Genomic DNA, 13,203 nt, shown 5'->3' with positions numbered 1-13,203 from the left:
GGTCAGCGGCTCCTTCTGGAATCATTGGCGCGCGGATCGAGCAGCGGGTAGAGCACATCGACCAGCAGGTTCGACGCCATGACGAGGAAGGATCCGATCAGGGTAATCGCGAGAATGACGGGATAATCGGAGTTGGTGAGCGCCTGCACGGTCAACCGGCCGAGACCCGGCAGGCCGAAGACGAGCTCTACGAAGATGGCCCCATTGACGATCGTGATCATGATGAGACCGAGCTGTGTCACGACAGGTGTCAGCACCGGACGCAGGATATGCTTCAGCGCGACGACGATTTCCGGCACGCCCTTCGCGCGAGCCGTGCGAACGAAATCTTCGGACAGCACTTCAATGACGGCGGCGCGCGTCTGGCGCACGATGAGCGCGACCGGCTGGAAGGACAAAACGATGAGCGGCAGGAAGATGCGCACATCGAAGATGCCACCCCAGCCATAGGGCACCTTGATCATCGGTAGAAGCACGATAAGCGCCACCATCAAAAGCGGACCGGCGACATAGGCCGGGATCGCCCAGAGGAAAAGCGCCGTACCGAGGATTGTGTAGTCGACACGGTTGTTCTGGTTCAGAGCGGCGATCATCCCGAGCGGGATCGCAACGACCGCCGTCAGGATGATGGAACAGAGAGCGAGCTGGAAAGAGACGGGCGCGGCGGCAGAGACCATGGCCCAGACCGAACGACCCGAGCTCAGCGAATTGCCGAACTGGCCGTGCAGGAGGTTCCAGATGTAAAGACCGAACTGCTCGATGAAAGGTTTGTTGAGACCTGCACTTTCGCGGATCGCCTCGATGCGCTGCGGGTTATAGGCGACGTCGCCAGGTGCGCGAAGGAAGATCAGCTTGATCGGATCGCCCGCACCATAGAAGGCCATCGCGTAGACGGCCATCATCACGACCAGGACGGACGGAATCCAGATGGCAAATCGCGTGAGCACGTAGCGTAGCAAGGCCACCTCCCATTCTTGCCCGGCGCATTCCCGCGGGAGGCCGCAGCCGCCGGTTCTTCTTGAAACGTGGCGCGAAGACCTTTCGGCCTTCGCGCCGCTGCTTTGGCCGCATCATGCGGCCCTGCTATCGGCTTCAGCCGATGGAAACGTCCCAGGGAGCCACGACCTGCCAGTCGAGGTTCTTTTCCATCGCCTTGACTTCCTTGGTTGCCCAGCGCGACATCGCCTGAGAATACCATGGAAGGAAGGCCCAGTCGTCGCGGAACACCTTCTGGGCTTCCTGTGCCAGCTTCACGCGATCCGGGTCGTCGGCAGCCTTGGTCGCCGCTTCGGCAAGCAGGCTATCCACCTTGGCGTTCTTGTATCCGCCGAGCTTGTTCTGGGCATTCGAAGACGAGGACGCGATGGAGCCTGCAAGATAGGAGACGGCATCGGGAACACGTGTGCCGACGTCATCACGGAAGATCTGCACCGCGTTCTGGTCCGGACCGGCATAGGAGTCCTGCTGCGGCTTCATATCGACTGCGGTGATGCCGAGGTTCTGGCGCCACTGCTCGGCGATGAACTGGGCGGCCGCCTGGATCGCCGGGCCGGAAATGCCGACGAACAACAGCTTGGGAAGACGCTCCGGACCACCATAGCTCGATTCAGCCAGCAGCTTCTTGGCCGCTGCCGGATCATACGGATAGGGTTCGAAGCCGGAATTGTCCGCTCCCGGAACCGAGTTCAGGATCTGGTCGGCCTTCTTGTGCGGACCATCCGGATAGGACGCCTTGAACAGACCATCGCGATCGACCGCCATGATCAGCGCCTGGCGAACCTTGGGGTCATCCATTGGCGCGCGCGACGTGTTGAACCAGAAATGCTGGCTGGTCGGGATCAGCGGGCCTGCGGAAAATTCCGGGCCGAGATCCTGGATGATCGTCGATGTGACGAGCTCGGTATGAGCATTATATTCGCCTGATTTGATCAGCGACGTCGCGGTGACATTGTCTTCGATCGAGCTGATCTCGATGCGGGCGAGCTTCGGCTTCGGGCCGAAGAACTTCTCGTTCGGCTCGAAGGTGAGTGTGCCGGCATCGATATCGATTGCCGTCAGTTTGAATGGGCCGGAATAGACGGCCTTGCTGTCTGGCTTGTACCAATCAGCTACTTCCTCGCCATCGCTACCGCGCGACTGCTCAGCCTTGGTGATCGGAACGATATGGTTGGCGAGACGCATGAAGAAGATCGGATCGGCTTCCGTCAGCGTGCAGACAACGGTCGATTCGTCAGGCGTTGCAACGCCTGTCAGCTCATTGGCGGAGCCGTCAGACATTTCCTTATAACCGGCGACCTTGCTCAGAACCTGATCGACGCGCTGGTTCTTCGTATTGGGCATGGCGGAAACCTGCCACGAGCCCTTGACATCGGCCGAGGTAATCTTGCTGCCGTCGGAGAAGACGGCCTTCGGGTCGATCTTGAAAGTCCAGACCTTTTTGTCCGGCGAGTCCCAGCTCGTGAAGACGTAAGGCTGGATCTTGCCTTCCGTGTCGAAATACATCGGCGAAGCCCACCAGAAGGAGTTCCAGCGGAAGGTTCTGCCGCCGCCGCGCAGCGGCGACCAATCCTGGTCGAAGGCCGGATTGATGGCCTTCAAGACCTGGCCGTCCTGCGCCATGACGATGCGGGCGCTCGCGCCAAAGAGCGAGAAGCCGACGCCGGCCGCAAGCCCGAGCTTCAGCGCGTTACGACGGGAAATCTGCGAAAAGTTTTGGTCGTTACCAATTGTCATTTGCTCCTCCGTGGCAAATAGCGCGCCTTTCGAAAGACCTCCCCGAAGCTGCGCGATATGGCCCTGACATTTGCGCGATAATGTAAATCTGTCAATGGAAAATAACGAATGAAAGATTAAATACGATAACGCCAATTATTTGTCTAGAAAAATCAATACCATAAAGATTGGCGTTCGAAGTTTTCAGATTTGTAAGATTGACAACTCCGTCACATTGGGATGAATACGACAGCGTAAGAACGTGCCTGGAGGGCCCGATCTGACGAGGAGGACAACTTTGAGCAATCACAAGATTACAGGCGTTTATAGCGCCGCTACCACCCCTCTCAACGCCGATGGCAGCCCGGATCTCGGCCTGTTCACCGAACATTGCCAGCGACTGATCGAAGAAGGTTGTCACGGCGTGGCACTGCTCGGAACGACGGGCGAAGCCAACTCCTTCTCTTCCGCTGAGCGCCGTGTGATCCTTGAAGCCGCACTGAAGGCTGGCATTCCCTCGGACAAGCTCCTGCCGGGCACTGGCGTTGTCGCCATTCCCGAGACAGTCGAGTTGACGAAACATGCGCTCTCGCTCGGCGTTACCAAGGCGGTCATGCTGCCCCCCTTCTATTACAAGGGCGTCTCCGACGAAGGGCTGTTCACGGCCTATGCGCAGATTCTGGAGAAGATCGGCGATACCAGGCTGCAGGTGATCCTCTATCATATCCCGCAGGTCTCAGGCGTTCCGCTCTCCATTCCGCTGATTAGCCGCCTTGTCGAAGCCTTCCCGGAGACGGTCGTCGGCATTAAGGAATCTGCCGGTGATTTCAATAACATGCAGGAAATCATCGCAACCTGCCCTGGCTTCTCGGTACTCTGTGGCGCCGACCCGCTGCTGTTACCACTCCTGAAGGCTGGCGGCGCCGGCTGCATCACCGCCACGTCGAACCTCGTCGCAAACTCGCTGCGCACGGTTTACGACCACGTTCACGACGAAACGAAGGGTGCAGCGGTCGAGGCCGCACAGGCGCGCATCAATGCCTTCCGCACGCTGTCAAACTCCTATGTCCAGATCCCCACGATCAAGGCCATGGTCGGCCTGAAGACCGGCAATGCAGATTGGAGACGCACGCGCCCGCCGCTGGTGCCGCTCAATGATGCCGAATACGCGGCACTCGCCGAAGGCTATGCCAAGCTGCCGTAAAGGAGGAATGCCATGCAACCGACAGGTTTGAAGCCCGAGGACGTGCCGGCTTTGATGGACGGTGTCCTCAGGACAAATACCGCCCAGACTGGCCGTTTTGATGCCTATCTGCCCTCTCCCTGCATTCAGAACCATGCCGCCAATCTCGCCTTTCTGGCCGATGGCACGCTGACCTGCGTCTGGTTCGGCGGCACGATGGAGGGCATGGGTGACATCTCGATTTACATGTCGCGGCTCGCTCCCGGCGCGGATCGCTGGTCCGAACCTGAGAAAATGTCTGATGATCCGGCGAGATCCGAGCAGAATCCCTTGATTTTCAACGCACCGGATGGTCGTGTCTGGCTGCTCTATACTTCGCAAACGTCTGGCGACCAGGACGGCGCAGTTGTCAAATGCCGGATCTCCTCAGACGGCGGCAAGAGTTTTGCCGCACCGACCATCCTCTGCGACCTGCCCGGCACCTTCGTGCGCCAGCAAATTATCGTGAATGGCAATGGCGACTGGCTGCTCCCCGTCTTCCGCTGCATCAGCTTACCCGGCCAGAGATGGAGCGGCGACGCCGACACAGCAGGCGTTCTGATCTCCCGCGATCGCGGAAAAAGCTGGCGGATGAAGGAGATAGAAAACAGTCTGGGTGCCGTGCACATGAATATCGTGCCGGTCGGTGCCGACAGGATGATCGCTTTCTTCCGCGACCGGTATTCGGAAAACATTCGCGCTTCGCTGTCATCAGACCAAGGCGAGACCTGGAGTGCGCCGGAGCCGACCAATCTGCCCAACAACAATTCCTCGATCCAGGCCACAAGGCTGACGGACCGGAGAATCGCGATGGTTTACAACCACAGCAACGCCGCCTCCTCCGACGCCAGACGTCAGTCCCTCTATGACGAGATTGAAAGCGACAAGGCGCCTGTCGCAGAAATGTCGAATATCCCGGCCAGAAAGGCCATCTGGGGAGTTCCGCGCGCGCCGCTCAGCCTTGCGGTTTCTGCCGATGCAGGCGGTCATTTCGAACGTAAACTCGATCTCGATACCGGCGACGGCTACTGCCTGAGCAACAATTCGAAGGATAGGCTCAATCGCGAGTTCTCCTACCCCTCCATCACGCAGGGGCCGGATGGCGCACTTCACGTGGGGCCGAATGTTTGAAGCAATTCGGCCCGCCAATACTCGCAGTCATTTTACAAATGAACCAGACGCGATTGACAAGCTGAGCCAGTGAGACGAAGCGCCGTCTCGGAATACATATATTTATATATATCAACATGTTGCGCTGAATTCGAGGCTCAAGAAACCCCTTTGCGATCACCGAAACCAATCAACATGCGATAAAAATCCGCATTCATTCTTGCCAAAAACCATCGGACAGGATAACAACTTTACATGATAGACGGTCAAGTCCGTCGCGCATCGGGAGGACCGTTTATGGTCAGTTTGGATTCACCTGTTACCGTTGTTCGGCCACACCTGATCGAGTTCGGCGTCGGAACCTCGGGGAAATTGGGCGCCTGGGCGGCCAGCAAGGGTTATCTCCGAACGCTGATTATCTCGGACGCCTTCAATGCCGCACGCATCGATATGTTGCAGTTGAACGGCGAAGTTTCGGTCTTCTCGGATGTTACGCCCGAGCCGGATATTGCCAATCTCGACAAGGTGCTTGCTGCGGCCGAAGCGACACAGGCTGAGCTCATCGTCGGCTTCGGCGGGGGCAGCGCCATGGACCTGGCCAAGCTCGCTGCCGTACTTGCCGGCTCTCGGCAGACGCTTCGCGAGGTTGTCGGCCCCAACAAGGTGCAGGGTCCGCGAAAGGTAGCGCTCGCGCAGGTTCCGACGACATCGGGCACGGGCAGCGAGGCCGGCATCCGCGCTCTGGTAACAGATCCCGAGACCAAGGCCAAACTCGCGGTCGAGAGCCTTCACATGCTCGCCGACATTGCCGTCATCGATCCGTCGCTGACCTTCTCCGTTCCGGCCCGCACCACGGCGGCAACCGGTGTCGATGCCATGGCCCATTGCGTCGAGGCCTTCACCAATCGCAAGGCGCATCCGATGATCGACATGTATGCGATCGAAGGAACGCGGCTTGTCGGCAAATATCTTGCGCGCGCCGTCCGCGACGGCTCGGATGCCGAAGCTCGTGCCGGCCTTTCGCTGGCCTCGCTCTATGGCGGCTTCTGCCTCGGCCCGGTCAACACGGCGGGCGGCCATGCGCTTGCCTATCCGCTCGGCACCCGCTGGCACGTCGCTCACGGCGCCGCCAATGCGCTGATCTTCCCGCATGTGCTTGCCTTCAACACACCGGCCGTACCGGAGAAGACAAAGGCGGTAATGGAAGCCCTCGGCTATGACACGTCCGATACCGTCCAATCGGTCTTCGATGCAGCCTATGCCTTTTGTGCCAACCTCGGCATCGAAATGACCTTGTCGGGCCTCGGCGTGCCGAAGAACGATCTCGACGCCATGGCTGACGACGCGTTCGCCATCCGCAGGCTGCTCGACAACAATCCGCGCGACTTGACGCGTACTGACATACGCTCGATCTATGAAGCGGCCTATTGAGGCGGGGCTTTCAAGAGGAATTTGATTGATGGACAGAAATGCAAAAGTCGCGGTGACCCTTGGTGACCCCGCCGGCGTTGGCCCCGAAGTGATTGTCAAGGCACTGATCGCCCTGCCGGCAGCCGAACGGCGCGATTTCGTCATCGTCGGCAACACAGAAGCGCTGGAGCGAGCTGTGCACGCGGCCGATGTCAGCCTGAGCTTCGGCCCCTCAGCCTCCGACGATGGAAATACCATCGCCGTCGATGAAGTGCCGCTCGATGCCCCCCTCCCCGAGATTGGCAAGGTCAGCCCTGTCGCGGGCGATGCGTCGGTTCGCTACATCGCCCGTGCCGTCGATCTGGCAATGTCGAAAGAAGCCGACGTCATCGTTACCGCGCCGATCAACAAGGAAGCGATGAACCTCGCCGGCCATCATTTCGATGGCCATACCGGACTGCTGGCACACCTGACCGGTTCCAAGAGCTCCTTCATGCTGCTCGCCTCCGAGCGGCTGAATACCATTCACGTCTCCACCCATGTCTCGCTGAAGGGTGCGATCGAGCGGGCGAAGACCGAACGCGTGCTGGCAACGATCGAAGCCGGCCACAATCACTTCATGCGCCTCGGCAAGAAGGCTCGCATCGCCGTTGCCGGTCTCAACCCGCATTGCGGCGAAAACGGCCTCTTCGGAACCGAAGACACGGAATTCCTGGCACCTGCCGTCGAACTCGCACAGGCCAAGGGTATCGACGTGGTCGGCCCCATCTCCGCCGACACGGTCTTTGCCCGCGCTTATAACGGTGCCTTCGATCTGGTGATCGCGCAATATCACGACCAGGGTCACATCCCGATCAAGCTGGTCGCTTTTGATACCGCCGTGAACGTCTCCCTCGGCCTGCCGATCGACCGCGTCTCCGTCGACCACGGCACCGCCTTCGACATCGCCGGAACCGGCCGCGCCAACCACGTCAACATGTTGTCGGCCATCGCTTATGCACGGCTGATGGCGAGGTCTCCACGCCGGGCGGCAGTGCCCGCCTCCTGAGCAATGGAGGCCTAATTCAGTGCCTGGCCGCAAGAGCCGCCGGCAGCCGTGCTTTTCCGCCGGCATACGCGATAGAGGCCGTCCGGCCCATCCTCGGCGCGATTGGATACCAACGTCTATCGCGACCACCGTGCTATAATATGGTCTGTATTCGCCAGCAGCTTGCGGACGGCGTTGCGCGCCATGTTCGGTCGTTGCAATCGGACGCTTTTCTCAATGTTTTCATGAAGCTTGATAACGTATTGCAAGTCGTCTTCCTCTCGCGTGACATGGGCGAAAAGGTGGTTCAGCGCCGATTCGATCAATACGCCGAGCGGCACCAGCAGATCATTTCCCGAGGCATGCAAGATCGCGATGTGAAATCGCGCATCGGCTTCTGTTCGCTGCTGGAGTGACGTCGCCTGATCCATGTCTCGCAGGGCTTGACTGATCGCCTCCATTTGCGCCTCGCTTCGGCGCGCAGCAGCAAGCGCTGTCGCTTCCGGCTCGATCATGTGCCTGAGTTCTTGCACCGCCCGTAAAAACGATTCACGATCGGGAGAGGCCACATACCAGCCCAAAACATCCCGATCCAGCAGGTTCCACCGCTCCTTGGGTTCGACCCAACTGCCGATTTTCGGGCGCGAGGAAAGCAGGCCCTTTGCCATCAGCATCTTGATCGCCTCGCGCACCGCCGACCGGCTGACGTCAAAGACTTGTGACCATTTTGCCTCGTTTGGCAGGATCGTGCCGGGCGGATAATCACCACGCACAATCCTGAGGCCGATCTCGCCTGCCAAAGACAGATGAACACTCGCTCCGGTCATGCGGGCGGCATTTGGGCGCCTTGTGGTAGCTGAGCTGTCAGCCGTCGCCACCTCGACCGGGGTCGTCGGCTTTCCCGATTTCTTGTCAGGCATTTATTTCTACTGCCTCAGCATTCTTTCGACTGTCCGCACGGACCATCAAAACAATTGTAATAACGAGGAAGTCGCCTGCGATTGGATCCGGCGCAGCGCGCGGAATTCAGGGCGCGTCAAGCCCTGCAGATCTTTCGATCCGTCACATGAAGGCAGCCGGCGCACCCTGACCTGGTGCGCCGAGCCATGAGCCTACTTTTGAATGCAGGTATCAACCGTGTCCTTCGTGCACTCATCGAGGCCGGTGAAGACCGGATCGTCGACTGCCTTGCCCGCAATCAGATCCATCATCACCGTCGGTGCCTTGTAGCCCATCTCGAACGGCCGTTGACCGACGAGTGCAGTCACCAGGCCTTCCTTCGCAATGGCAATCTCGTCGCCGATCGTGTCGGCCGCACCGATGACGAATTCATTGCTGCCAATCTTCTCAGCCATCGGCTTGAACAGGTCGCGATAGGGTTGCGGTGCGCCGAACAAGGGCCAGCCACCCATGATGCCGAATGCATCGAGGTCGGGATTGGCCGCGAGGATATCGGTCATTGCCTGCACGCCCTTGGCACCGTCGTCATTGGTAAAGACCGGGCAGCCGGCGACTTCCGTCCAGCCACCCTCGCCTTTCAATTCCGTAAGGCCCTTCTGGCCGGTGAGCGTGTCACGCATACCCTGCGCGCGACGCAAAATATTGTCTGCTCCCGGATTGCCTTCGATCGTGCAGATCTCGCCACCCTTCGGCTTGGCCTTCTTGATGTACTCACCGATACGTGCGCCCATCAGATAGTTGTCGGTGCCGAGATAGGTCTTGCGCAAGGCTGCGTCCTCGGCTGCAAGATCGGCATCAAGCGTCATCACCGGAACGCTCGGATTGGCGGTCTTCAGCGTCTGGGCGATGAGCTTTGCGTTTGACGGCGAAATCGCGATTGCGGCAGTGTCTGCCTTACCCAACATATCCTGTACGATTTGCGCTTCGCCGGCTTCATCGGATGTTGATGCCGGACCGGTGTAGAAGCACTCATATTCCGCGGAAGGGTTCTCCTTGTTCCACTTCTGGCAACCCTGATTGATTGCTTCGAAGAACGGATTGTCGAGACCCTTCACGACGATGACGAGCTGCTTCTTCGCCAAGGCCTGCCCTGCGGTCAATGCTAAAACTGCGGCTGTAAGTAGTAATGCCTTCCTCATGGTTTCCTCCCTTGAAACAGACGGGCACGACATGCCCGCCACGCGAAATCAACCCGGATACCACACGATACGAGGCTCCTCCTTCGAACGCTCGTATTGCCACGCCGAGTTGATAAGCATTTCGAGATCGTAGTCTGGCCGCCAATTCAGCAGGTATTTCGCCTTGCTGTTGTCCATCCAGTTGGAATGGAAGCGGCTTGGTATCTCGACCGAGTCGAGATTTCGCATGCGGGACAGGTAGGCGGCGACTTCAGCATAGTCGACGGGCCGGTCCATGCAGATATTGAAGAGTTGCCTCTCCGCCCTGGGGTTGTCGATCGCTGCCAAAATTGCCGATACGAGGTCGTCGACATGCACGAAGTTGCGTTTCAGCGGACGACCGTCAGCATCGAGCAGCAGCGGCACCGTGCCCATGGCCGCATAGCGTCGCGCCGCTTCTTCCGGAACGAGCGTCTTCCAGTCCGGGCCGCCAAAGACGTCATCCCCAAAGGACAACGAATACTTGAAATCGTCCTTCTCCATGATCCACGGCGCCCGGAGGCAACACCCGTTAAGGCCATACTGAATGCCGAACTGCTCCAGCATGACCTCCTCCAGAACCTTGGAGAGCGCATAGCTTCCGGGGTAGGCGCAATGGGGGGCGCTCTCGGTGATCGGACCGGAATGGCGATAGTGGAAATGCCCAATGCCCGCGTCGCCGCCGATCAGGATGAACTGACGTGCCGTGACGCTTCCGCGGAACTCTTCGAGAAGCCAGAAGAGACCCTTAACCGTAACGTCCATGACGTCTTCAGGGGTTTCCTTACACGTGGCGAGATGCACGACATGGGTAACATCGTTCAGCGCTGCTGCCACGATATCGCGATCGGCGATCGAGCCGCGGATGACTTCGACGCGATCGGTCGCCTCGCACAAACGGTTGTGACAAAGCGCGCGAACACGGGCTTTGGAAAATCTCGGATCGTCAAGCAGCCCAGCAATGAAGCGCTGCCCGACCTTGCCCGTCGCACCGGTAACAAGGATCAGCATGCTCTCTCTCCCAGTGATAGCTAATATTCGCGCACCACTTCCGTCAATTGATATTTGTCTGACAAAACAGATTTTTGTTACAATAGGCTCAGCATCTCGGACAATGAGTTGACGCTGTCGCAGGGTTTTGCGTAAATGCTCATATTCGCTTTTCCTGGGAGGATATTGGAGAAGCGAATTCGCCCGAGCCTCGCATCAAAAACAGGCTGGGCTTGGAGCGAACGGATAGCGACAGTTTTGGGAGGCCAGAAGGCTGGTGGCGGTTCTCGAGCTCACCAATATTTCCAAACATTTCGGTGCCATCCAGGCCGTCAACGACGTTTCGTTTTCGCTCGAAGCGGGACAAGTCGTCGGCCTCATGGGCGACAACGGCGCGGGCAAGTCCACGCTGGTCAAGATGATCGCCGGCAACTTTCGACCGAGCCACGGAACCATGAGTCTCGATGGAACCGAGATCGTGCTGCATAAGCCGAAGGAGGCGCGGCTGCATGGCATCGAAATCGTTCATCAGGATCTGGCGCTCTGCAACAACCTTACGGCGGCGGCAAACGTGTTCCTCGGACGAGAATTGCGACGCGGCATATGGCCCATTCGCATTCTCGACTACAAAGCCATGTACAAGCGCGCCGGCGAGATCTTCCGCGAGCTCAAATCGGAGACGCGGCCACGCGATCTCGTCAAGCAGATGTCAGGTGGCCAGCGGCAAGCCGTCGCGATTGGCCGGACGATGCTGTCGGAAGCGAAAATCGTGCTGATGGACGAGCCGACGGCCGCCATTTCCGTGCGCCAGGTCGCCGAGGTTCTCAATCTGATCCGCGAATTGCGTGACCGGGGCATTGTCGTCGTCCTGATCAGCCACCGCATGCCCGACGTCTTTTCGGTCGCAGACCGTGTGATCGTGATGCGGCGCGGTAGAAAAGTAGCCGACAAGCCAATTGCGGCAAGTTCGCCTGAGGAAGTGACGGGGCTTATCACCGGCGCCATCGAACAGGTGTGATCGATGCTATCCGCCGCAGCGAGAAAGAAGAAGGTCGACGATGGCGATTACACTTGACCAGACGATCGGGCAGAAGCAACGGAGCTGGCTTGCGTCGATCTTGGGCGGCCAGACATTCTGGGTTCTGATTGCCGTCATTCTCGCCTGCATCTTCCTGTCGATGGCGACAGATTCATTTGCAACGTCGAAGAACATCTACAACATCACCCGCAACGTCACGTTCGTCGCAATTATCGCGCTGGGCATGACGCTGGTCATTATCACTGGCGGCATCGATTTGTCCGTTGGCTCCGTACTCTGCCTGTGCAGCATGGTGCTGGCGGTCGTCATGCATGCGGGATACAGCATTGAGATCGGCATCGCCGCGTCGATCGGGACTGCTCTTGTGGTTGGAGCGTTCAACGGCCTATTGATTGCCTATCTCGGCTTCCCACCCTTCGTCGTCACGCTTGGAATGCTGTCGATTGCGCGCAGCCTGGCGATGGTCGCATCCAACAACACCGTCGTTTTCCAATTCGGGCCCGATCACGACAAGCTGCTGGCGCTGGGTGGCGGCGCCTGGCTTTTCGGCATCGCCAATCCGGTGCTCTACATGATCGTGCTGGCGCTCCTTACCGGCTTTGTGCTGCGCTGGACCAAGTTCGGCCGCTACGTTTTTGCCATCGGCGGCAATGAGCACGCCGCGACACTGACAGGCGTTCCCGTACAGATGATCAAGGTCGTCGTATATATGATCTCCGCCCTCTCGGCGGGGGTCGCCGGCATCATTCAAACCGGCTGGCTCGGAGCAGTCACCACAAATATCGGTGCGGGCATGGAACTCCAGGTCATTGCCGCCGCGGTCATCGGCGGCGCCAATCTGGCTGGCGGCGTCGGCACTGCCTTCGGGGCGTTGATCGGCGCCGCGCTCATCGAGGTTATCCGCAACAGCCTGGGCCTGCTCGGAATCAACGCCTTCTGGCAAGGCAGCTTTATCGGCGGGGCAATTGTGCTCGCCGTTCTTTTCGACCGAATTCGCAACCTGCGACGCGATGAATAGGCGAACGCGGTTCCTCAAGCTGTTGCAAAGCGGGTCCCGTTAAATGTTTCCAGGCTCGCACTTGCGTCACGACTAGCCATATTCGGTAATTTGCAAGCCGCACCGACAATCAGCGTTCGGGCAAGGCAAGCCCCGCTGCAGACACACAAAAGCCCTCCGAGATGGAGGGCTTTTGTTTTGATCCTTTAGGAGGGACTGTTTGTTTTGGTTGCGGTGTTTGCGGCATCCGCTTCACTTGGCCTTGAGGTTATGGTCCGCAGGACGGCGAGTCACCCTCGCCAGCGGCGCAGTTGTTTTCCGCGCCGGCGATAGTCACCCTGCGATGTGTTTCGCAAGCGAGAGAGGGGAAGGTCGGCCGAGTGCTCGGGCTTTGCAGTTTTCTGTTTCGCTGCGTCGGCTTATGGCCGCTTTTGGGAGCTTATGCGGCTTTCGAGGCGTTGAACCTCGCCGTGTTATCAAACAAAAAAAAGCCCGCTTGGATGCGGGCTATATGTTTGGTTGCGGGGGCAGGATTTGAACCTGCGGCCTTCAGGTTATGAGCCTGACGAGCTACCGGGC

At 58.9% G+C, this 13,203-nt stretch carries 11 protein-coding genes; 6 read left to right on the top strand and 5 right to left on the bottom strand.

The features are described 5' to 3' along the window. Positions 1-2: 2 nt before the first annotated feature. Positions 3-959, bottom strand: a complete 957-nt coding sequence (locus AC1DF8_RS20340) for an ABC transporter permease (RefSeq protein WP_029616464.1) — start codon at positions 957-959, stop codon at positions 3-5. Positions 960-1,092: 133 nt separating this feature from the next. After that, complete coding sequence (locus tag AC1DF8_RS20335) at positions 1,093-2,733, bottom strand: ABC transporter substrate-binding protein (RefSeq protein WP_113204169.1); 1,641 nt, start codon at positions 2,731-2,733, stop codon at positions 1,093-1,095. Positions 2,734-3,010: 277 nt separating this feature from the next. Here AC1DF8_RS20335 and AC1DF8_RS20330 point away from each other — a divergent pair, with 277 nt between their 5' ends. From AC1DF8_RS20330 to pdxA, 4 genes are all read left to right on the top strand, one after another. Next, a complete protein-coding gene (locus tag AC1DF8_RS20330) occupies positions 3,011-3,916 on the top strand; it encodes a dihydrodipicolinate synthase family protein (RefSeq protein WP_113014840.1) in 906 nt (301 codons plus the stop codon). 12 nt (positions 3,917-3,928) lie between these two features. After that, complete coding sequence (locus AC1DF8_RS20325) at positions 3,929-5,065, top strand: sialidase family protein (protein ID WP_478154638.1); 1,137 nt, start codon at positions 3,929-3,931, stop codon at positions 5,063-5,065. A gap of 276 nt (positions 5,066-5,341) precedes the next feature. Continuing rightward, positions 5,342-6,475 carry an iron-containing alcohol dehydrogenase gene (locus tag AC1DF8_RS20320; protein WP_478154637.1) on the top strand — a complete coding sequence of 378 codons (1,134 nt, stop codon included), beginning with the start codon at positions 5,342-5,344 and terminating at the stop codon, positions 6,473-6,475. A 28-nt stretch (positions 6,476-6,503) separates the two neighbouring features. Continuing rightward, positions 6,504-7,502 carry a 4-hydroxythreonine-4-phosphate dehydrogenase PdxA gene (gene pdxA, locus AC1DF8_RS20315; RefSeq protein ID WP_478154636.1) on the top strand — a complete coding sequence of 333 codons (999 nt, stop codon included), beginning with the start codon at positions 6,504-6,506 and terminating at the stop codon, positions 7,500-7,502. Positions 7,503-7,618: 116 nt separating this feature from the next. Here pdxA and AC1DF8_RS20310 read toward each other — a convergent pair whose 3' ends face one another. The 3 genes from AC1DF8_RS20310 to AC1DF8_RS20300 form a co-directional block, all read right to left on the bottom strand. Continuing rightward, positions 7,619-8,401: a FadR/GntR family transcriptional regulator gene (locus AC1DF8_RS20310; RefSeq protein ID WP_478154635.1), complete on the bottom strand. Its 783-nt coding sequence runs from the start codon at positions 8,399-8,401 to the stop codon at positions 7,619-7,621. Between the two features lie 192 nt (positions 8,402-8,593). Continuing rightward, positions 8,594-9,580: a substrate-binding domain-containing protein gene (locus AC1DF8_RS20305; RefSeq protein WP_478154634.1), complete on the bottom strand. Its 987-nt coding sequence runs from the start codon at positions 9,578-9,580 to the stop codon at positions 8,594-8,596. A gap of 48 nt (positions 9,581-9,628) precedes the next feature. Next, positions 9,629-10,609 (bottom strand): NAD-dependent epimerase/dehydratase family protein, encoded by a 981-nt coding sequence (locus AC1DF8_RS20300; RefSeq protein ID WP_478154633.1) that lies wholly within the window; start codon positions 10,607-10,609, stop codon positions 9,629-9,631. Positions 10,610-10,865: 256 nt separating this feature from the next. Between AC1DF8_RS20300 and AC1DF8_RS20295 the strand changes: the two genes are divergently transcribed. Together AC1DF8_RS20295 and AC1DF8_RS20290 are read left to right on the top strand one after the other, a co-directional pair. Beyond that, complete coding sequence (locus AC1DF8_RS20295) at positions 10,866-11,606, top strand: ATP-binding cassette domain-containing protein (RefSeq protein WP_112971311.1); 741 nt, start codon at positions 10,866-10,868, stop codon at positions 11,604-11,606. Positions 11,607-11,646: 40 nt separating this feature from the next. Continuing rightward, complete coding sequence (locus AC1DF8_RS20290; RefSeq protein WP_478154632.1) at positions 11,647-12,645, top strand: ABC transporter permease; 999 nt, start codon at positions 11,647-11,649, stop codon at positions 12,643-12,645. Positions 12,646-13,203: the final 558 nt, after the last annotated feature.

The sequence above is a fragment of the Rhizobium sp. 05N49 genome (genome assembly GCF_056396805.1).
Note: the sequence above shows the minus strand (reverse complement) of the source record. Positions and strands in the feature narration are given on the sequence as shown.